Source organism: Mycobacterium sp. GA-2829 (genome assembly GCF_001499965.1).
Lineage (GTDB): Bacteria > Actinomycetota > Actinomycetes > Mycobacteriales > Mycobacteriaceae > Mycobacterium.
Window position 1 is genome coordinate 70218 of sequence record NZ_LQIT01000021.1, and the last position, 19833, is coordinate 90050.

Sequence of the window (19833 nt, forward strand, 5' to 3'; positions counted from 1 at the left end):
TCAGACTGCCAGAGTCACCGGACAGGTTCTGTCCTCTGATGCCTCTGAAGTAGCCAGCCGCCCGCGATGAGCAGCGCCCCGAAGATCAGGAACCCGATGTCCCAGGCCAGCGGTCCGCCGAGGTCGTCGCGGACGTGATGCACGCGCAACAGCAGGTGATCGACCACGCCCTCGACGACGTTGAACACCCCCCAGCCCAGCAGCAGCAGGCCGACATGGAACGACCAGCTCGGTGCGATCCGCCCCTGCCGCCACTGTTGGACCATCAGCGTGGTGCCTGCCATCACCAGCAGCCAGGTGGCGACGTGGAAGAAGCCGTCGGCGACGACGTTGAGTTCAAGGCCGGCGACGGTGTCGGTGGGCTCGGCGTTGCTGAGCATGTGGTGCCACTGCAGGATCTCGTGCAGCACGATGCCGTCGACGAAGCCGCCGAGCCCCAGGCCCAGCAGAAAGCTCGGCAAACGCGTCATGCCGGTTCCGGTACCCGTGAAACCCTCGTTTAGTCCCGCGATCGCGGGTATGCATGAGAGCCATGGGGGTCACCGACACCCTGCTCCTGCTCGCCGCCGACGGCGAGCCGCCCGGTCTGCTGCCCGCACGGCAGCAGATGGCCTTCTCGCTGGGCTGGCACATCGTGCTGGCCTGCTTCGGCGTGGCGTTCCCGACGATCATCTTCGTGGTGCACCGCCGCGGGATCGTGCGCGATGATCCGGTGGCGCTGGGTCTGGCGCAGCGCTGGGCGAAGGTGTCGGCGGTGCTGTTCGCGATCGGCGCGGTGTCCGGGACCGTGCTGAGTTTCGAGATGGGCCTACTGTGGCCGGGTTTGATGGGCCGCTTCGGTGACGTGCTCGGGCTGCCGTTCGCGTTCGAGGGGTTGTCGTTCTTCGTCGAGGCGATCTTCCTCGGCATCTATCTTTACGGCTGGGGCCGCATGCCGCCGCGAAGACACCTGCTGATGCTCATCCCGATGGGTGTCGCGGGCGTGGTCGGCACGTTCTGCGTCGTATCGGTCAACGCGTGGATGAACCATCCCGCCGGGTTCACGATCCGCGACGGCCAAGTCACCGACGTCAATCCGTGGCGGGCGATGTTCAACGACGGGGTGTGGCTGCAGTTCGCGCACATGTGGGTCGCGGCGTTCATGGTCGTCGGCCTGACGGTGTCGGGGGTGTACGCGTTCGGGCTGCTGCGCGGCCGGGTCGACGCGCATCACCGGCTGGGGTTCACGGTGCCGTTCGCGTTCGCGTCGGTCGCCGCTGTCGCGCAGCCGCTCGTCGGTCACGTGCTGGGCATGAAGATCCACGACACGCAACCGGCGAAGCTCGCCGCGTTCGAACTCGCCCAGACCACCGAGGGTCCGGCGCCGTTGCGGCTGGGTGGGGTGCTGGTCGACGGTGAGGTGCGGTGGGCGCTGACGATCCCGCGGCTGGGCTCGATCATCGCGCGCAACTCGTGGGACGCGCCGGTGCCCGGACTCGACGAGGTGCCGCGGGAACAGTGGCCACCGGTCAACGTCACGCATCTGGCGTTCCAGTCGATGGTGGGGATCGGCACGCTGCTGGCCGCGGTCGCGGTGGTGTACTGGCTGGCCCGCTGGCGCGGCTGGGACCTGCTGGGCAACAAGTGGTTTCTGCGGTTCTCTGTCATCACCGGACCGCTGGCGATCCTCGCCGTGGAATCCGGTTGGGTGGCAACCGAAGTGGGCCGTCAGCCGTGGACGGTGTGGCAGGTGCTCACCACCGCCGACGCCGCCAACGAGAGCAGCGGGCTGTGGTGGAGCTACATCGCGGTCCTCGTCGTCTATCTGGGGATGACGGTCGGCGCGTACGTCGTATTGCGGTCGATGGCGCGACGGTGGCGAGCCGGTGAGACGGACCTGCCCAGCCCGTACGGCCCGCCGCGGACGGAGTCGGTGAAGTGACCGCGACGCTGGTCGCGATGGCGATGTTCCTCGGTGTGGTCATCTACGCGCTGTTCGCCGGCGCGGACTTCGGCTCGGGGTTCTACGACCTGACCGCGGGCGACGCCCGCAGCGGTGCACAGGTACGCACCCTGGTCGACCACAGCATCGGGCCGGTGTGGGAGGCCAATCACGTGTGGCTGATCTACATCCTGGTGATCTGGTGGACCGGCTTCCCGCGGACGTTCGCGGCCGCGATGACGACGTTGTTCATCCCGCTCGCCCTGGCGCTGGCGGGGATCGTGTTGCGCGGGGCCAGTTTCGCGTTCCGGAAGTACTCCGAGACGGTGTCGCAGGCGCGGCTGTTCGGGGCGATCTTCGCCGCGTCGTCGTTGGTCAGCCCGTTCTTCCTGGGCACGGTCGCCGGGGCCATCGCCTCCGGCCGGGTTCCCGCCGACGGGTACGGCGACCGGGTCGGGTCGTGGCTGAACCCGACGTCGCTCGTGGGTGGCTGTCTGGCGGTGGCGACGTGCGTGTTCCTGGCCGGGGTGTTCCTCACCGCCGACGCCGCCCGGGCCGGGAACACCGATCTGGCCGACGGGCTGCGACGACGGACCCTGACCGTCGGCGTCGTCACCGGGATCATCGTCTTCGCCGGCCTCTACCCCGTCGCGCACGATGCGCCGACGCTGACGGAGGGGTTACGCACCCACGCCGCACCGCTTCTGGTGATCGCGCTGTTGGCGGGGGTCGGCACGCTGTGGTTGGTGTTCCGGCGGCGGTATGCGATCAGCCGGGTGCCCGCGGCGGTGGCCGTGGCCGCGGTGATCACCGGGTGGGGCGTGGGCCAGTACCCGTGGCTGCTGGTCGACGAGGTGACCATCGCCGACGCCGCGGGTGCCGACGCCACGCTCGTCGGGTTGCTGATCGTCGTGGTGCTGGCCGGGGTCATCGTGCTGCCCGCGCTGGCCTACCTGTTGCGGCTCACGCAGACCGAGGCGTGGACGCGACACTAGAACCGACGAACGTCTCGTCGATCCCCCGCTTGGTGGCGTCCACGAACGCGGTGGCTGCCCTCGGATCCGTGTGACGGCAATGAATCGCGACCCGAAGACGTTCGTACAGTTGTGAGATCTTTGGACACGCTCGGCGTGGCGGCCTGCCCGATGGAATTTCGATGACGGCGATCGCACGGCTTCCGGCCGCGTCCGCCGACGATGAGTCGGTCATGACGCGGATCACCGACCTGGTCAACGCCGTCTACGCCGAGTCCGAACGCGGGCTGTGGCGCGAAGGCGCCACCCGCACGACACTCCCCGAGGTTGCCGCGTTGACCCGCGCGGATCAGATCGCGATAGCGGAGGACGACGGTCGGCTGACCGGCGTGGTCTGCGTCAAACGACTCGATGCCGACACCGGTGAGTTCGGGATGCTGGCAACTAATCCCGCGGTGCGCGGCCGCGGGATCGGCCGAGACCTGGTGCGCTTCGCCGAACAGGTGGCGCGTGCCGAGGGTTGCCGCACCATGCAGCTCGAACTCCTGGTGCCTCGGGATTGGGTGTTGGAGTCCAAGGAGTTCCTCGCCGCCTGGTACGCCCGCCTCGGGTATCGGCTGCACCGGACGGGGCACATCGACGAGGCGTATCCGGAGCTCGCACCGATGTTGTGCACGGCCACGGATTTCCGCATCTACCGCAAGGCGTTGTCATCGCGTCAATTGACGCAGTGCTGAACGCCCGACGGCTACCGGCTCGGGGCAGAAGACCCCGACGGTTTGAACATTTCTGCGTCATAGGACCGAAACTGTCCTAAGGCGGTGCGACGCTATACGCATGGACCTCACCGAGCAGCTGGTCGACCAACTCGACTGGCATTGGACCCAGGCGTTGCGGCCGCGCCTGGACGGTCTGTCCGACGCGGAGTACTTCTGGCAGCCGGTGCCGAACTGCTGGACGGTGCACCCCGACGGCGGCGTCGACTTCGCCTATCCCCCACCGCAGCCCGATCCGTTCACGACGATCGCGTGGCGGATGGCGCACGTCATCATCGGGGTGTTCGCGATGCGCAGCCACTCGCACTTCGGCGGCCCGCCCGCCGACTACCAGTCGTGGCCGTACGCCACCGACGCGGCGACCGCGCTGCGCCAGCTCGACGAGGAGTACGACCGCTGGATCACCGGGGTCCGCTCGCTCGACGCGGCGGCGCTGGAGCGGCCGTGCGGTCCGGCGGAGGGGCCGTACGCCGAGTACCCGATGGCTGCGCTGGTGCTGCACATCAACCGTGAGGTGATCCATCACGGTGCCGAAATCGCCTGCATCCGAGATCTTTACGTCCACACCATCAATAAGGAGAAGCACTGATGCCCGGTATGCCCCCGCCTGTCGCCGACGAACGCCAAGGCCTGTTGGAGTTCCTCGCGTTCAACCAGAACGCGTTCTTCGCGGTCGCGTACGGGTTGACCGATGAGCAGGCGCGCTCGACGCCGTCGGTGAGCGCGCTGTCGATCGGCGGCCTGATGAAGCACGCCGCGGGGGTGCAGCGCAGTTGGACCCAGCGGGTGGCGTGCGCACCGGAGTTCCCGCCCGCCGATGACAGGCCGTTCGAGGAGCAGATGCGCGAACATCAGGACGAGCACGTGATGCGGGAGGACGAGACCCTCGAGGAGATCGCGGCGACGCTGCGTGCGCAGAACGCCGAGACGCTGCGGGTGTTCGCCGAGGCCGATCTGTCCACACCGGTGCCGGTGCCGCGCGACGTGCCGTGGTTCCCGCAGGACGTGGATCACTGGTCGCCGCGCTGGGTGGCGCTGCACTTGATCGAGGAGTTGACGCGCCACGCCGGGCACGCGGACATCATCCGCGAGTCGATCGACCGGGCGACGATGTACGAGTTGATGGCCGCGAACGAGGAGTGGCCGGAGACCGACTTCATCCGGCGCTGGCGGCCGACGCAGCCCGTGTAGCCCATGCATCCCCGCCGAGCGCACGGTTGTTGACGGCCCTACTCGGCCGATGCGTACAACATCCGTGCGCTCGGCGTAAGGGCGAAAACCTCAGCGCCGCAACACCAATCGCAGCGCGTAGTCGACCACCGTGTCCAGGTCGGACCCCAGCGTCCCGGCCAGCCACTGCTGCGCCAGCTCGGCCATCGCGCCGGTGTACATCGCGGCACCCACCTGCGCGGCGACCGGATCCGATGACGGATGCAGCCGCCACCCCTCGACCAGCACCGCCTCGCGCAGCTGGTCCTGGGTGGCGGCGCGACGGGCGGCCAGCACCGGGTTGGCCCGCGCGTCGGTGAACAGTACCCGCCCGCGACGTGGGTCGGCGGAGCTGAACCCGAGCACCGCCGCGATCCCCGCCCGGGTCCGGGCCGCCAGTGACGATCCCGCCGCCTCCATCGCCGCGGCGACGTCCAACGCCAGTTGCGCGCTCACCTCGTCGTACAGGGCGCCCAGCAGATCGTCGGTATCGACGAAGCTCTCGTAGAAGTAGCGGGTGTTGAGTCCGCATTCGCGGCACACCGACCGCACCGCCAACGCGCTCTCCCCGCCGGTGCCGAACAGCCGCAGCGCCGCATCGATCAGCAGCGCGCGGCGTTCGGCGCGCCGGTCGGTGAGCGGCACGCCGGCCCAGCGGGTGGGTGTCGGCATGGGGCTCAGCCTACGTGTCGCCCGCATATCTGGTCACAGTTGTAGCCAAAGAGTTAAGGTGGATACACCCGTCACCAAAGGAGGCCCGCCGTGGACATGCCGCACGAGATCCTCACCCAGTGGATACGTGGACGCATCGACTACGGCGGCATGCGACGCAACTATTTCCGCGGCATGGAGTTCGCCGAACCGAAGGGTGACCCGGGCTGGTTCGGCCCGAAAAGCGCCGTCTGGCATGTGCACTCACACATGGAGGCGCTGATCTTCGGGCTGCAGTGCGCGGCCTACATGGAGCGGCTGGACCCGAGCATCTTCTGGATGGGCATGCACCACTCGCGCCTGGTCGAACGCGACGAGACGGGGACCGCCACCGGCCGGATCGACCCCGCCGGCGCGATGGCCCGCCTGGGCCACTCGGTCGCGTTCTTCATCGGCACGGCCTACGGGTCCACCGAGACGGCCGAGCGGCTCGCGACCACCGTGCGCTCCATGCACCACACCATCAAGGGGGTGCGCCCCGACGGCCTCGCCTACGACGCCGACGATCCCGACTGGCTGCGCTGGAACTACGCCACCGTGGTGTGGGGTATCGCCACCGCGCACGAGCTCTACCATCCGAACCCGTTGCGTGGCAAGAACATCGACCGCTACTATGGCGAGTTCGTCCGCATCGGTCACGCACTGGGCGGCACCGACCTGCCCGCCACCAAGGCCGACACCGCCGAATGCCTGAAGTCCTACCTACCGCGCCTGGCCGTCACCCACGGCACCGCGATGGCCACCGGCCCGAACGTTCCGTTGCCGCAGAGCATCGTCGACTGGGCGATCCGCGACACCATGCCGAAGTGGGCCAAACAGCTCATCCAGCACACCGACCCGAACATCATCGAGCGCACCGCACGGCGCACCGCGGTGTGGACGGTCATCAACGGGCTGCACACCGCGGCGGGGACGGCGCCGGAGTTCCAGCAGGCGCTGGCCCGGGTGAAGGGCGGCACGGCGGTGCCGCACACCGAACCGACCTACGTGCTGGGCTCGGATCCGGAGCTCAGCCGCGACGAGATCGAGCACAGCTTCGCCTGAACCGGCGACGCCTCACTCACATTCGTTGAACCGCGCGACCTCGAGCTCGGGAGGCGCGTCGACGGAGATCGAACCGCCCTCGGCGGGCGACTGCGCGCACACCACCCAGTTGGTCAGGTTGATCTGCTCGTAGGGCGTCCCGTCGGCGGCCGAGGTCTCGGGCACCACCGCGTTCTCGGTCGTCGACGCGATCGTGTCCCACGCCTCCTGCAGGATCTGCCCTTCGACGTCGGGCATCTCCCAGGAGGTCGCCGCAGCCGAGGGCGCCGCCAGGCCGACGGCGCCGGCCGCCAGCAGCGTCACCGCGCCGAGGAGCCCACCAACTCGTTTCGTCATCTCATCTCCTTGGTCGAGAGTCGGAACCGGATGGGGAGTACCCCGCGGGCGGAATTCCACGACAAACTGCGTGAACAGTTATCGACGTTGAAAACACGCCCTGCGTAACCAGACCCTCTCGACAAAGATGTTCTAGGTGCTCACAGTTCAAGATCGGGCGCCTGGCATTATTTGCGAAGATCACCAAGGGGGGTTCGTGGCAACGATTGTCGATCGGTACCGGGAAACCGCACGACGGCGCCGGAGGCGGGCCGAGCGCGCGAATCAGCGGTTCGACATCCAGGGCCTGCGGGCGGTCGCGGTCCTCGCCGTGTTCGCGCAGCATCTCTGGGCCTGGCCGCACGGCGGGACGCTGGGCATCGACGTCTTCTTCGTCGTCTCCGGCTTTCTGCTCACCGGCGGCCTGCTGACTGCGGGCAACCTCGCTCGGTTCTACGTCGGCCGGTTGCGTCGTCTCGTTCCCGCCGCGGCCGTCGTCGTCGCCGCCACTTACGGCGCGAGCCTTCTGCTCGAGGTCAACCCGCCGCTGGAGCACCTGTGGCCGCTGGCTGTCGGCACGGCGATCGTCGTCATCTGGCCGCTGCTCCTGGCGGCCACCCGCTTCCGGAGACCTCCCACCGCCGCCCTCGCGGCCGTCGGCACCGTGGCGGCCGGGGCCGCCGCCGTCACCGTCACCGACACCTTCACCTGGGTCGCGGCGTTCGGCGTCGGCGCGTTATTGGCCACGGCGCCAATCGGATTCCCGCCCGCGGTCAAACCGCTCGTGTCGTGGGCCGGGGTCGCCGCGGTCGCAGCCGGCCTCGCGCTCCCCCACCCAGCGCTGGTCATCGCCGGCGCCACCCTGATCCTCGCGGCCGGTGTGGGCGGCGAACCGCGCTTCCAGCCGCTGCTCGGCAACCGCGTCGCCACCTATCTCGGTGACCTCTCCTATGCGCTGTACCTGGTGCACTGGCCGGTGATCGTCCTGCTCGCCGGCACCATGGCCGGCGGCGTCTACTTCGACATCTGCGCAGTCGCGTTCACCGTCGGAGTGGCAATAGCGATCCACCACTTCATCGAGACGCCCGGCGCCAACGCCAGCCGCGAGAACGTCAGACAGGCGCGCAAGGACATCGAGCGCGGCCTGTTCCACGTCGAGCGCCGGACGAAGGTGGCGGCCGTCGGCGCGCTGGTGCTCATCGCGATCGGGCTGTGCGCGTTCGCTGCGCGCCCCGACGCGTACGCATTGCCGATGCCAGGAATGTGACGCGGGGCACAGCTTTTTTCGCCTATCCGCGCATTTTGCAACACTGGAACGCATGAGTGCCTCGCGAAAGACCCAGCACCGAGAGGTGGCCAGGCTGGACCGGGTGCCGTTGCCGGTCGAGGCGGCGCGCCTCGGCGCGACCGGGTGGCAGGTCACCCGTACCGGCGCCCGCGTCCTGAGCGGCCTGCGTGGCCGCGGCAACCTCTCGCAGAAGATCATCAAGCAGGTCCCGCAGACGTTCGCCGATCTCGGACCCACCTACGTCAAGTTCGGGCAGATCATCGCCTCGAGCCCGGGCGCGTTCGGCGAACCGCTGTCCAAGGAGTTCCGCAGCCTGCTCGACCGGGTGCCTCCGGCGGATTCCGACCAGGTCGCGAAGCTGTTCCGGGAGGAACTCGGCGACGAGCCGGCGAACCTCTACAAGACCTTCGACCCGAAACCGTTCGCGTCAGCGTCCATCGCCCAGGTGCACTACGCGACCCTGCACAGCGGTGAAGAGGTCGTCGTCAAGATCCAGCGGCCTGGGATCCGACGACGCGTCGCCGCCGATCTGCAGATCCTCAAGCGCGGCGCCCGCATCGTCGAGTTCGCGAAGCTCGGCCAGCGTCTGTCCGCCCAGGACGTCGTCGCCGATTTCGCCGACAACCTCGCCGAGGAGCTCGACTTCCGGCTCGAGGCGCAGTCGATGGATGCGTGGGTGTCGCACATGCACGCCTCGCCGCTGGGCAAGAACATCCGGGTGCCGCAGGTGTATTGGGATCTGACCAGCGAGCGGGTGCTGACGATGGAGCGGGTGCAGGGCACCCGCATCGACGACGCCGCTGCGCTGCGCAAGAAGGGGTTCGACGGCACCGAGCTGGTCAAGGCGCTGCTGTTCAGCCTGTTCGAGGGTGGGCTGCGGCACGGGCTGTTCCACGGGGACCTGCACGCGGGCAACCTCTATGTCGACGACGACGGCAAGATCGTGTTCTTCGATTTCGGCATCATGGGCCGCATCGACCCGCGCACGCGGTGGCTGCTGCGCGAGCTGGTGTACGCGCTGCTGGTCAAGAAGGACCACGCCGCGGCGGGCAAGATCGTGGTGATGATGGGCGCGGTCGGCACCGTGAAGCCGGAGGCGCAGGCCGCCAAGGACCTCGAGAAGTTCGCGACCCCGCTGACCATGTCGACGCTGGGCGATATGAGCTACGCCGAGATCGGCAGGCAGCTCTCGACGTTGGCCGACGCCTACGACGTGAAGCTGCCGCGGGAGCTGGTGCTGATCGGAAAGCAATTCCTCTACGTCGAGCGTTACATGAAGTTGTTGGCGCCGAAGTGGCAGATGATGAGCGATCCGCAGCTGACCGGGTACTTCGCCAACTTCATGGTCGACATCAGCCGTGAGCACAAAGAGCATGAAGACGAAGAGCTGGAGGTCTGAGGTGCAGGTCCGTGAAGGCAAGGCCCCCTCGGGTGACGTGCAGATCCACTACGAGGACATGGGTGACCCCAACGACCCGGCGGTTCTGCTCATCATGGGTCTCGGCGCGCAGCTGACGTTCTGGCGCGAGGATTTCTGCCGCAAGCTCGTCGATCAGGGCTTGCGCGTGATCCGCTACGACAACCGCGACGTCGGGCTGTCGACGTGGTTCGACGGGCAGCGCACCCAGGGTTCGCAGGTCGGGAACATGGTCCGGTCGGTGCTCGGGCGCAGGAGCCCGTCGCTGTACACGCTGGAGGACATGGCCGACGACGCCGCCGCGCTGCTCGACCACCTCGGTATCGAGCAGGCGCACATCGTGGGCGGGTCGATGGGCGGGATGATCGCGCAGATCGTCGCGGCGCGGCACGCCCAGCGGACCAAGACGCTCGCGGTGATCTTCTCGTCGAACAACCAGGCCTTCCTGCCGCCGCCGGGGCCGCAGCAGCTGCTGGCGGTGACCACCGGGCCGTCGCCGAAGTCGCCGAAGGACGTGATCGTCGAGAACTCGATCAAGGTCAGCAAGCTCATCGGCAGCCCGGGCTACCCGCGGTCGGAGGACGCGTTGCGCGCCGACGCGATCGCGTTCTACGAGCGGGCGTACAACCCGCACGGCGTGGCGCGCCAGTTCAACGCCATCACCGGCAGCGGCAGCCTGCTGCGCTACAACAAGATGACGACGGCGCCGACGGTGGTCATCCACGGCAAGGCCGACAAGCTGATGCGGCCGTCGGGCGGTAAGGCGATCGCGAAGGCGATCCCGAACGCGCGGCTGGTGCTGTTCGACGGCATGGGCCACGAGCTGCCCGAAGAACTGTGGGACGAGATTGTCGGTGAGTTGAAGACGACGTTCGCCGAACGGTCCTGACCAGCGGCCGCGATTTTGGAGATTGGGCTGGTCCACCTCCATCCGTTAGCATCGCGAAAGAGCGCAGGTGGGCCGTCGCGGCTGTCAATGCCGACACCGTGAGGCCGTGAACCCGCCAGGAAAGGCACCATCATGGCCCGAACGGGCAAACTGAAGCCGCACTTCGAAGACGTCCAGGCCCATTACGACCTGTCCGACGACTTCTTCCGGCTGTTCCTTGATCCTTCGCAGATGTACAGCTGCGCCTACTTCGAGCGCGACGACATGACGCTCGAGGAGGCGCAGCGCGCCAAGGTCGATCTCGCGTTGGGCAAGCTGGGCTTAGAGCCCGGCATGACGCTGCTCGACGTGGGCTGCGGCTGGGGTTACACGATGATGCGGGCGATCGAGCGCTACGACGTCAACGTCATCGGGCTGACGCTGAGCGAGAACCAGAAGGCCCACGTCGAGCGGATCTTCGCCGAGTCGGACAGCCCGCGCACCAAGGAAGTGCGGCTCGAGGGCTGGGAGAACTTCGACCAGCCCGTCGACCGCATCGTCTCGATCGGTGCCTTCGAACACTTCGGCAAAGACCGCTGGGACGACTTCTTCGCCACGGCCTACCGGGTGCTGCCCGACGACGGCGTGATGCTGCTGCACACGATCACGGCGTTGACGATCCCGCAGATGATCGAGCGCGGTATCCCGCTGACGTTCTCGGTGGCGCGGTTCATCAAGTTCATCCTCACCGAGATCTTCCCGGGCGGGTACCTGCCGACGATCGAGTTGGTCGGCGAGCACGCCGGCAAGGCGGGTTTCACGCTGACGCGCGAGCAGTCGCTGCAGCCGCACTACGCGAAGACGCTGGACCATTGGGCGGCGGCGCTCGAGGCGCATAAGGACGAGGCGATCGCGGTGCAGTCCGAGGAGGTCTACGACCGCTACATGCACTACCTGACCGGGTGCGCGGACGCGTTCCGCAAGGGCTACACCGACGTCAATCAGTTCACCCTCGTCAAATAAGCTCACGGAGCAAAGCTCACAACTGTCGCGGGCGTCAAACAGCTTGCGCCGGCGTTGACCGACACGTGCCGGGGTGGCCAGTAGGCCGCCTAGAGGCAGGTAGGGTGCGGTCCAACTACGTTTTGATGAACGGAATGCGACCTGTCATCAGGAAGGCCGAATAGGAACCATGTCTGACAAAGCCACGGGCACCAAAGATCTGATTCCTCACTTTGAGGACATCCAGGCCCACTACGACCTCTCGGACGATTTCTTCGGCGTCTTCCAGGATCCGACGCGCAAGTACAGCTGTGCGTACTACACCGGGCCGAACGTGACGCTGTCCGAGGCGCAGATCGCCAATGTCGATCAGCACCTGGACCGCCTGGACCTCAAGCCGGGGATGACGCTGCTCGAGGTGGGGTGCGGTTGGGGCCTGACGCTGGCGCGGGCCATGGAGAAGTACGACGTCAACGTCATCGGGCTGACGCTGAGCAAGAACCAGCAGGCGTACTGCAACAAGATGCTGTCGGAGCTGAACAGTGAGCGCACGTTCGATGTGCGGCTCGAGGGGTGGGAGCAGTTCCACTCCCCCGTCGACCGCATCGTGTCGATCGAAGCTTTTGAGCACTTCGGGTTCGAGCGGTACGACGACTTCTTCAAGACGTGCTTCGACATCATGCCCGACGACGGCCGCATGACGGTGCAGAGCAGCTGCGGCTACCACCCGAATGACCTGCAGGCCCGCGGCAAGAAGCTGACCTTCGAACTGGCGCGGTTCGCCAAGTTCATCCACGAGGTGATCTTCCCGGGCGGCCGCATCCCGACCACGCAGATGATGGTCGAGCACGGCGAGAAGGCCGGGTTCGTGGTGCCGGAGGCGCTGTCGCTGCGCAACCACTACATCAAGACCCTCGGCATCTGGGCCGCGCGCCTCGAGCATCACAAGGACGAGGCGATCGCCGCCGCCGGGGAGCAGAGCTACAACGACTACATGCGGTACCTGACCGGGTGCCAGTACTACTTCGTCGACGAGGCGCTCGACGTCAGCCTGGTGACCTACCTGAAGCCGGGCGCTGCAGCCGCCTAGGCTCCTTCTACGAGAATCGCCCCGTCACTCTCGAGTGGCGGGGCGATCTCGTTGGGCTGAGTGTCAGCAGTTGTTGGGACGGTCCACGCCGACGGCGGGGCGCGACTTGGCGCGCAGGGTGCTGCCCGCAGACGGCGACTGCGCGCACACGGTCCAGTTGCTGTAGTTGATGACCTCACCGGGGCCGGAGCGGTTCACGGGCGTGAGCGTGAGTCCGCTGCCTTCGGTCGCGGCCTCGAAGGCCTTCTGCGCGGCGGCCAGGTTCATCTTGCGGATGTCCGGCATCGTCCAGGTGCTCGGCGCGGCCATGGCCGGTGGGGCGCTGAGCGCCATGGATGTTGCGAACACGACCGCGCCGACGGCGAAGCGATACTTCATGTGGATTCCCCTCCAGAATTCCCCGCGGTCACCGGAAGCTGGTTGCCGACCGCGTCCCGACGACTTTAGTCGATTCTTGAGCATGAAAATGTCTTCTCCGAGCGCCGTGGTGGTTGCAATGCCATAACACTCAGCGCGCCAAACGCTTACGCGGCGGCCTTCTCCTCGCTCGGCGCCGAGTCGGTCTTGGGGCCGGCGGTCTGGCCGGCGTCGTTGTCGTCGCCGTCGTCGTTGCTCGGGGCCTCCTCGTTCTCGGCCTCCTGCTCGGGAGTTTCCGCGGTGACGTCGCCGTTCTCGTCGAGGTCGTCCTCTTTGACGTCTTCCTCCTTGACGTCTTCGTCCTGGGTGGCGTCGTCGATGATGTCGTCCTCGAGGGTCTCGTCCTGCGGGTCTTCTTCCTTGGGCTCCTCGGCCGGCTGCTCGGTGGCGTCGTCAGCGACGACGTCCTCGTCGCGTGTCTCGCCGGTCGTCCCGTCGGAGACCGGCGCGATGACGGTCTCGTCCTTCTGGTCGGTCTGCTGTTCCGCGTCGTCTGCGGCGAGCCGGCCGAACGCCTTGCCGGCGGCGAGCACGCTGTCCTGGTCGGACTGGCGCTGCACCGGAACCTGGATCGTGAGGTCGCCCGTGCCGTGGATGGCGTCCTCGATGCCTTGGACGATCGCGTGAACGAAGTCCACAGAGAACTGGACCGGGTTGAAGGTGAGCGGATTGAACGGCAGGATCGACAGGTTCCGCGCGATGCCCGGGTTGGCCTGGCGGTCGTAACCGAGGTCGATGAGCAGCTTGGTCACCGGCTGCAGCAGGCGCACGACGGGTTCGATGAAAGCCGATGTGCCGGTTTCCTGTCCGATCTCGATGAGCGGCATGAAGATCGGGAGGGTGCCGCGCTGCGGGATGAGCACGAACGTGGCGTCGTTGTGCGTCCGGCTCGGCAGGCCGGCGACGAACTCCGGGAACGTCGCGGGGTCGTAGCCGTAGGGCAGGGAATCGGTGGGCGCGTTGCTGTTGGGGTCGAGGTAGTTGCCGTGGATGTAGACGAACCCCATCAGCGCGTTGGCGACGGCCAGTGGGTTGCCCCAGTACTGCGGGGCGTCGCCGACGGGGTCGTACTCGAAGGAGTAGTTGGTGCTCTTGATGCCCTTGGTCGGCAGCTGCGGACCGAAGGAGATGTTGAGGCCCGGGATGTAGCGCAGGAAGCTCAGGCGCGACCAGAGGCCCTGGGGGTTGTTGATGTTGCCGATGGTGACGACGGTGATGCGGTTCCGTTGCTCCTCGGGGATGTCGTACATGGCGCGCGAAACGACTGCTCCCCCTTGGGAATAGCCGAAGATGATGATCTGCTCGGCGGCGGGCGCGGTGCGCACTACTTCAGTCAGTTGAACGTCAAGGTTGTGGACGCCCTCCCCCACCGACTCGTTCCAGGTGTCGCATTTGAGACCCGGGCACCAGCCGGGCAGTGGGATCGGCCAGAAACTGGCCGGGTAGTCGACGCCGAGGAGCTGGCAGCCGTCCGTTGACGAGCACGGGACACCGGAGTTGTTGATGAACCGGTCGGCGGCGTTCTCCTTGTAGCCCTGGACGGTGCCGATGTTGTGGGTGCCGGTGCCGGGGACGATGAGCGCGATCGCGCCGAAGGCGAGGGCCGCGGCGACCGTGGACGCGATCCAGAGACCGACGGTGGCGACGATGGCGGTGAACGCGACGATCGTTGCGTTTGCAGACTTACGCATGTGTCAAAGGTTCACATATCAAGGCTTGCTGGCGAGGCCGATTTGACCGACTTTGTCGACCGCGGTGATCACCTCGGCGTGCGAATCGACCGGGTTCTGGTCGACGAAGCGCGTGCACGCGGCCTAGCGAAGGCTGGTGCGGCCGAGCCGACGGCGACACCGTCGTTGCAACCGCTTGGTTCACGCATGCCTTGACCTCGCAGGGCTAGCCTGACACCCACCCGATCTGGTGCACCGGGCGGTATGAGAGCCGAATTGTCAATGTTGAGTTCAGATTCGCCCGCTTACGATCAAGACTCCAAACGTCACCGTGCTCGACCTAACCGCCTCCTGCAGTTAACAGATGCAACACCTGTCCCGTAGCATCGAGCTGGCGGAAGGTGTGGGGGGGGTTCGCCGGTGTCTACGCAATCGGTGGAATGGATGGCCGCCGCGCGCCTATTGAGGCGGAGCGGGTTCGGTACTACCGGTGTGGCTGTCGACACTTTGGTCGCCGAGGGGACCGACTCATATCTCGAGTCGGCGCTCAGTGGGGCGGAAGATCCTGGTGCGACGTCGACGCCCGTACCAAACCTCGATATCAGCGCCGCGAAGCCTGGTAACGAAGCCACGACTGCAGCCCGGCGAAACTACAATAAGGAAATCGCTGAGCGGCGCGCGGAGCTCATGGGTTGGTGGGTGCGACGCATGGTTGCCGTCGAACAGCCACTCCGCGAGAAGTTGACTCTCTTGTGGCACAACCACTTCGCCACATCGCTCGATAAAGTCAGGTATCCCTCGTTCATGGCCGCGCAAAACGAGACCATCCGTTCGCTGTGCCTGGGAGACTTCCGCACGTTGGCGTTCGCCATGTTGACAGATGCAGCCATGGTGAGGTGGTTGGACGGCCACACGAATCGCATGGGCTCGCCCAACGAGAACCTGGCCCGAGAATTCCTTGAGCTCTTTGCCCTCGGCCACGGCAACGGGTACTCGGAGAAAGACGTGCGCGAGGGGGCCCGCGCACTGACGGGTTGGTCTATTGACGACGCCGGAGTCACGAAGCTGGTCGCCAAGCGTCAGGACACCGCACCGAAGACGGTCCTCGGTACAACGAGGAACCTCGACTCTGCAGGATTCTGCGACGTGGTGTTGTCTCATCCGAATTCTGCTCGGTTCGTATGCAGCAGGCTCTGGCGACAACTCGCGTCGGACTCCGCTCCCACCAGCGCCACGCTTAAACGCCTACTTGTTTCATACGGGGACGATGCGGACCTGCGCGCTCTCACCAGGGCAATTCTGACCGACCCAGAGTTCTCCGAACGGGGAACTACCCAGATCGTTGGCCCCGTGGAGTGGTTCATCGGACTCCATCGAGCCATGCACATCCCGATCGACAGCCCGAGGAAAGCCAAACACGTGAACGCGACGCTGAAGTCGCTCGGACAGCTGCCTTTCTACCCTCCGAGCGTCGGTGGATGGCCGGGCGGGCAAGGCTGGTTGTCGGCTGCCGCGGCTGGGATCAGATTGCGCGCGGCCGCAGCCCTGATAAGGGAGGGCGACATCAGCGCTGTAGAAGACGCGCCGGCAAGCGATCGACTGGACGCCGCGGGATACCTGCTGGGAATCGGCGCGTGGTCGAACACCACCGCTGAAGCGCTGCAGCCTCTGAGGAAGAACGCTCACGCCCTGGTCGCTGCTGCCGCCAACACCCCTGAGTACCTGGTGTCGTGAGAGGCCAATGGTGAACCTCAACCGCCGTCGATTTCTAGCGAGTTGCACCGGTATCGGTGCCGCCGGGCTGTTGTCCGCAACCACGACCTTCACGTGGGACCAGCTGACGCAAGCTGCCAAGGCCTCTCCGCTCGCCGAGGGCAGCGGAATCCTGGTACTCGTCACTTTGTATGGCGGCAACGACGGCATCAACACGCTCGTTCCACTAGCCGATGATGCCTACCAGGACGCCCGTCCCGAGCTCGCATACGCGCCGGACGAACTCCTCGCACTTGACGAAGAGTTCGGTCTGAACCCGGAAATGCCCGGGATGGCCAAGATGTTTGACGAGAAATCCCTTGCGATCATTCGAGGGGTCGGTTATCCCGAACCTGATCGAAGCCACTTCCGATCAATGGACATCTGGCAAAGTGGGTCCACCGACAATGGAGTGACCAGCGGTTGGATCGGCCGGTGGCTCGACACAGGCAACGCTGCCGACCCGCTGCGTGCGCTCAACATCGGCTCGGTGTTACCCATGCTCGCGGTCGGCGAAACCACGACCGCCGCAGCCTTTTCAACTCAGATCATCCCACCGAAGAGCTCCGCCGGCTTCATCAAGTCGATGGCCCGTAGAGATCCGGACGACAACCGAGCGATGGCGCTGGTCCGGAATTCCTACCGCGCGGTTCCCACAGTCGCCGACGCCCTGGCACCGCTCTTCGCCGACACCGACGACGGCGCACCGGTCAGCGAAACGGGCGAAGGCAGCAATGGACTCGACGTTCAATTGAATGCCGTTGCGCAGTGCATATCAGCGGGATTGCCCACACGGGTGTACAGCGTGTCCATCGGTGGCTTCGATACTCACTCCGAGCAACGTGACGATCACCGCCGGTTGATCGGCGTCGTGGATCGCGCCGTCAGCAGGTTCATGAAGAAGATGCAGAACGACCAGTACGGCAAGCATGTTGTGCTGATGGCTTACTCGGAGTTCGGCCGACGAGTCGAAGCGAATGCATCCGAGGGCACAGACCACGGCACCGCGGGGCCGGTCTTCGTCGCGGGTCAAGGAATTCGCGGAGGGTTCTACGGTGACGAACCGAGCCTCACTGATCTTGACGATGGAAACCTGAAGGTGACAACGGATTTCCGGGATATCTACAGCGAGCTGATCTCGGTGACACTCGAGTCCGACCCCGAGCCGGTGCTCGGCGCGGGACGGAAGGAACTCGGCTTCTTCAAGGCCTGAAAGCCGATGAGAGTGCAATTCGACGCACCAGGCGGCTGGCGACCCGGAGACCCACCGTCGCCGTCAATACAACTCCCGATTGCACTGCTCAGCGGAGGTTGACGCGACCACACAGCTATCCTCTATGTACGAGGATCGCTCACGATCAACCGTGACCGGACGCCGCGCTGTCGGATCCCGGTTTGAGGGGTACGTGGACAGTCCGGGGGACAACAGGGGAATCGGGGACAACGGGATCTATGCGATCTATCAACACCAAGAGCTTGAATGCCGAGGGCTTCGGCCTTGAGGGCCGCCAACGTCTGGCACTATCCAATCTTTTCGCAATGGCACTAATGTTTGTTGTGGCATCAGTGGCTTTTGATCTCAATCTGGGCTTTATTTCCATTTTCGGAGATGTCGCGGAGGCGGCATTGGTGGGAACCTTTTTTGTGTTCGTGCTGCACTCTCTGGGGAAGAACGACGGATCAGGCTTCCAGGCGAAGTTGTTGAGCCAGGACTGGGCGTATTTGAGCTGGGTGGCGCTGATGGGCGCATCGATGCTGTGGAGCGTCTCGGCGGGGACAACCTTCAAGACGCTTGCGCCTTTGACGGTTGTGTGGGTCACAACGTTATTCCTTTGCAGGCTTCCCCGCGCAGATGCGGTTCGCGCGGTTCTCATCGTCGCCGCCGCGGCAGCAACATTATCTTTGATCGCGATTCCGCTCTTGGGCGAGTTCGCCTATCAACCGGCCAGTTCCACCGGGGCGCCCGAGCTGCGCGGCATTTTCCGGCATCAGTTGCGCCTAGGGGCCTTTATGGCGCTGGCGTTAGGCCTAATCGTGATCGCCCGATTGAACGGCGACATCGCGCGAATTCGCACGAAATCCAGTGTCCTCAACGTCGGATTGGTGCTACTTCTGGTGACGTTGCTGTTCCTGTCAAGAGCCCGCGGTTATGCCGGGGAAGCAGCTATTGCACTCGTGCTGACGATATTGCTCTCGCGACGTGGCTTCAAGAAGTGGGTAGTTCTGGTCATCGGGTCACTCTCGGCCCTGGTGGTCGCGAACCGCTTCAATGCGGTCTGGCAGGGTCTGCAGGATTCTGGATTCGACACTGACCTGACCGGCCGCGCACAAGTCTGGCAGAGGACGCTCAACGGCGTCACCGACGAGACGCGCCTACTCGGCCATGGCTTCGGGACGCTGAAGCTTTCCGAGTTCGATTATCTTTTCCCCTCCACCTATCGCGCGGGGCACGCGCATAGTTCGTACATACAGGCATACTTCGAGACCGGGCTGGTGGGCCTGGTGGCGCTCTTTGCTCTCATCGTTGTCCAATTGGTCGTAGCATGGCGTTACTCCGTGCGGTGCAACACCTATTCCTATAGCCTATTTTTGGTGTTGTATACCGCCACAGGCAGCCTTACCGGCCTCAACTACGCGGGCACTCTCTCGGCACTTTTCTGCATCATGATGCTTTTCTTGGCAATCGAGAGTCGTATATCGCGATCTGCGACGAAAGCGCACGAGCGAACGGGAATCGGCGTACCTGGCACCGAACAATTGGCCCCTGGACATGATACTTCGCGCAGGCCCAGGACGGCATTGACGGTTCGCCTCACTCGATGATGCAGGGTCGGGAGAACGCCGGTAGCGTCGAAGTGCAATGCTGCACTGCGGTGACCGACGTGGACTGGCGCTCGCACTGAACGCATGCCATATCAGCCAGTAAGGGGAAGACGGTGAAAACTGTCGGGATAATGTCGATGCAGCGCATCCACAATTACGGGTCGACGCTGCAGGCATACAGCCTCCGACGCCTGATCGAGGAGACCGCTCCAGACGCGCGCGTATCGTTTCTGGACTACCGCCCGGGCCGAGTTCTCGTGGATGACTCTGCCGCGCCAATGTCGAAGGCCGGCCGCATTCTCGCGAAACTGCGCGAATACAACGCAGTTGACGCACCGCTTGGTGACCGGCTTCGGTTCTTCGACCACAAGCGGGCATACGGGAACCGGTACTTCGAGGCAGTCGGCATAGGGTCGACACCGAATCACGACCTCCACGTTGACTGCCAAGTCATCGGAAGTGACGAGGTGTTCAACTGCGTGCAAGCCAACAGCAACGTCGGATATGCCCGTGACCTGTTCGGCCACGGGTCGCCTGCAAGGCGTCTCATCTCGTA

20 protein-coding genes are annotated in these 19833 nt (G+C 65.5%); 15 read left to right on the forward strand and 5 right to left on the reverse strand.

The genetic code is table 11. The features are described from left to right. Positions 1-14: 14 nt before the first annotated feature. Entirely contained in the window at positions 15-470 is a 456-nt protein-coding gene (locus AU194_RS14375; protein WP_059089929.1) for a DUF2243 domain-containing protein, read from the reverse strand. A gap of 62 nt (positions 471-532) precedes the next feature. Between AU194_RS14375 and AU194_RS14380 the strand changes: the two genes are divergently transcribed. The 5 genes from AU194_RS14380 (at position 533) to AU194_RS14400 (ending at position 4862) form a co-directional block, all read left to right on the forward strand. Further along, complete coding sequence (locus tag AU194_RS14380; RefSeq protein ID WP_059089930.1) at positions 533-1921, forward strand: cytochrome ubiquinol oxidase subunit I; 1389 nt, start codon at positions 533-535, stop codon at positions 1919-1921. Beyond that, on the forward strand, positions 1918-2916 hold the full coding sequence (locus AU194_RS14385; protein WP_231743368.1) for a cytochrome d ubiquinol oxidase subunit II: 999 nt from the start codon (positions 1918-1920) through the stop codon (positions 2914-2916). Before AU194_RS14380 ends, AU194_RS14385 begins: the two co-directional genes overlap by 4 nt. 161 nt (positions 2917-3077) lie before the next feature. Next, on the forward strand, positions 3078-3632 hold the full coding sequence (locus AU194_RS14390; protein ID WP_059089931.1) for a GNAT family N-acetyltransferase: 555 nt from the start codon (positions 3078-3080) through the stop codon (positions 3630-3632). A 100-nt stretch (positions 3633-3732) separates the two neighbouring features. Continuing rightward, positions 3733-4260, forward strand: coding sequence for a DinB family protein (locus AU194_RS14395; RefSeq protein WP_059089932.1), 528 nt, complete (start codon positions 3733-3735; stop codon positions 4258-4260). Next, a complete protein-coding gene (locus AU194_RS14400; RefSeq protein WP_059089933.1) occupies positions 4260-4862 on the forward strand; it encodes a DinB family protein in 603 nt (200 codons plus the stop codon). Before AU194_RS14395 ends, AU194_RS14400 begins: the two co-directional genes overlap by 1 nt. A gap of 90 nt (positions 4863-4952) precedes the next feature. On the opposite strand, the gene AU194_RS14405 is transcribed toward AU194_RS14400, so the two are convergent. Further along, on the reverse strand, positions 4953-5552 hold the full coding sequence (locus AU194_RS14405; protein WP_059089934.1) for a TetR/AcrR family transcriptional regulator: 600 nt from the start codon (positions 5550-5552) through the stop codon (positions 4953-4955). Positions 5553-5642: 90 nt separating this feature from the next. On the opposite strand from AU194_RS14405, the gene AU194_RS14410 reads away from it, so the two are divergent. Beyond that, the gene (locus AU194_RS14410; protein WP_059089935.1) at positions 5643-6635 is read left to right on the forward strand and encodes an oxygenase MpaB family protein; all 993 of its coding nucleotides are present in this window, start codon (positions 5643-5645) and stop codon (positions 6633-6635) included. A 12-nt stretch (positions 6636-6647) separates the two neighbouring features. On the opposite strand, the gene AU194_RS14415 is transcribed toward AU194_RS14410, so the two are convergent. Beyond that, on the reverse strand, positions 6648-6971 hold the full coding sequence (locus AU194_RS14415) for a hypothetical protein (protein WP_059089936.1): 324 nt from the start codon (positions 6969-6971) through the stop codon (positions 6648-6650). Positions 6972-7167: 196 nt separating this feature from the next. Between AU194_RS14415 and AU194_RS14420 the strand changes: the two genes are divergently transcribed. The 5 genes from AU194_RS14420 (at position 7168) to AU194_RS14440 (ending at position 12615) form a co-directional block, all read left to right on the forward strand. Then, complete coding sequence (locus tag AU194_RS14420) at positions 7168-8217, forward strand: acyltransferase (RefSeq protein ID WP_059089937.1); 1050 nt, start codon at positions 7168-7170, stop codon at positions 8215-8217. A 52-nt stretch (positions 8218-8269) separates the two neighbouring features. Beyond that, the gene (locus tag AU194_RS14425) at positions 8270-9637 is read left to right on the forward strand and encodes an AarF/ABC1/UbiB kinase family protein (RefSeq protein WP_059089938.1); all 1368 of its coding nucleotides are present in this window, start codon (positions 8270-8272) and stop codon (positions 9635-9637) included. A gap of 1 nt (position 9638) precedes the next feature. Next, on the forward strand, positions 9639-10544 hold the full coding sequence (locus AU194_RS14430; protein WP_059089939.1) for an alpha/beta fold hydrolase: 906 nt from the start codon (positions 9639-9641) through the stop codon (positions 10542-10544). Between the two features lie 132 nt (positions 10545-10676). Next, on the forward strand, positions 10677-11546 hold the full coding sequence (locus tag AU194_RS14435) for a cyclopropane mycolic acid synthase family methyltransferase (protein ID WP_059089940.1): 870 nt from the start codon (positions 10677-10679) through the stop codon (positions 11544-11546). Positions 11547-11715: 169 nt separating this feature from the next. After that, the gene (locus AU194_RS14440) at positions 11716-12615 is read left to right on the forward strand and encodes a cyclopropane mycolic acid synthase family methyltransferase (RefSeq protein ID WP_059089941.1); all 900 of its coding nucleotides are present in this window, start codon (positions 11716-11718) and stop codon (positions 12613-12615) included. 63 nt (positions 12616-12678) lie between these two features. Here AU194_RS14440 and AU194_RS14445 read toward each other — a convergent pair whose 3' ends face one another. Together AU194_RS14445 and AU194_RS14450 are read right to left on the reverse strand one after the other, a co-directional pair. Continuing rightward, a complete protein-coding gene (locus AU194_RS14445) occupies positions 12679-12993 on the reverse strand; it encodes a PASTA domain-containing protein (RefSeq protein WP_059089942.1) in 315 nt (104 codons plus the stop codon). A gap of 146 nt (positions 12994-13139) precedes the next feature. After that, the gene (locus tag AU194_RS14450; RefSeq protein WP_059089943.1) at positions 13140-14723 is read right to left on the reverse strand and encodes a PE-PPE domain-containing protein; all 1584 of its coding nucleotides are present in this window, start codon (positions 14721-14723) and stop codon (positions 13140-13142) included. 423 nt (positions 14724-15146) lie between these two features. Between AU194_RS14450 and AU194_RS14455 the strand changes: the two genes are divergently transcribed. The 4 genes from AU194_RS14455 to AU194_RS14470 form a co-directional block, all read left to right on the forward strand. Then, positions 15147-16436: a DUF1800 family protein gene (locus AU194_RS14455; protein ID WP_059089944.1), complete on the forward strand. Its 1290-nt coding sequence runs from the start codon at positions 15147-15149 to the stop codon at positions 16434-16436. Positions 16437-16443: 7 nt separating this feature from the next. Next, positions 16444-17667: a DUF1501 domain-containing protein gene (locus AU194_RS14460; RefSeq protein WP_059089945.1), complete on the forward strand. Its 1224-nt coding sequence runs from the start codon at positions 16444-16446 to the stop codon at positions 17665-17667. A gap of 239 nt (positions 17668-17906) precedes the next feature. Next, positions 17907-19277, forward strand: coding sequence for an O-antigen ligase (locus AU194_RS14465; protein ID WP_082698653.1), 1371 nt, complete (start codon positions 17907-17909; stop codon positions 19275-19277). Positions 19278-19408: 131 nt separating this feature from the next. Then, the coding region (locus tag AU194_RS14470; RefSeq protein ID WP_231743369.1) for a hypothetical protein at positions 19409-19833 on the forward strand (425 nt) is incomplete at its 3' end.

Excerpts from the sequence above, each read along its gene's own strand:
- AU194_RS14435 (WP_059089940.1), top strand. The coding sequence starts at position 10,677 with ATGGCCCGAACGGGCAAACTGAAGCCGCACTTCGAAGACGTCCAGGCC.
- AU194_RS14425 (WP_059089938.1), top strand. The coding sequence starts at position 8,270 with ATGAGTGCCTCGCGAAAGACCCAGCACCGAGAGGTGGCCAGGCTGGAC.
- AU194_RS14400 (WP_059089933.1), top strand. The coding sequence starts at position 4,260 with ATGCCCGGTATGCCCCCGCCTGTCGCCGACGAACGCCAAGGCCTGTTG.
- AU194_RS14450 (WP_059089943.1), bottom strand. The coding sequence starts at position 14,723 with ATGCGTAAGTCTGCAAACGCAACGATCGTCGCGTTCACCGCCATCGTC.
- AU194_RS14465 (WP_082698653.1), top strand. The coding sequence starts at position 17,907 with ATGCGATCTATCAACACCAAGAGCTTGAATGCCGAGGGCTTCGGCCTT.
- AU194_RS14375 (WP_059089929.1), bottom strand. The coding sequence starts at position 470 with ATGACGCGTTTGCCGAGCTTTCTGCTGGGCCTGGGGCTCGGCGGCTTC.
- AU194_RS14380 (WP_059089930.1), top strand. The coding sequence starts at position 533 with ATGGGGGTCACCGACACCCTGCTCCTGCTCGCCGCCGACGGCGAGCCG.
- AU194_RS14415 (WP_059089936.1), bottom strand. The coding sequence starts at position 6,971 with ATGACGAAACGAGTTGGTGGGCTCCTCGGCGCGGTGACGCTGCTGGCG.
- AU194_RS14390 (WP_059089931.1), top strand. The coding sequence starts at position 3,078 with ATGACGGCGATCGCACGGCTTCCGGCCGCGTCCGCCGACGATGAGTCG.
- AU194_RS14455 (WP_059089944.1), top strand. The coding sequence starts at position 15,147 with ATGGCCGCCGCGCGCCTATTGAGGCGGAGCGGGTTCGGTACTACCGGT.
- AU194_RS14440 (WP_059089941.1), top strand. The coding sequence starts at position 11,716 with ATGTCTGACAAAGCCACGGGCACCAAAGATCTGATTCCTCACTTTGAG.
- AU194_RS14395 (WP_059089932.1), top strand. The coding sequence starts at position 3,733 with ATGGACCTCACCGAGCAGCTGGTCGACCAACTCGACTGGCATTGGACC.
- AU194_RS14445 (WP_059089942.1), bottom strand. The coding sequence starts at position 12,993 with ATGAAGTATCGCTTCGCCGTCGGCGCGGTCGTGTTCGCAACATCCATG.
- AU194_RS14460 (WP_059089945.1), top strand. The coding sequence starts at position 16,444 with ATGGTGAACCTCAACCGCCGTCGATTTCTAGCGAGTTGCACCGGTATC.
- AU194_RS14405 (WP_059089934.1), bottom strand. The coding sequence starts at position 5,552 with ATGCCGACACCCACCCGCTGGGCCGGCGTGCCGCTCACCGACCGGCGC.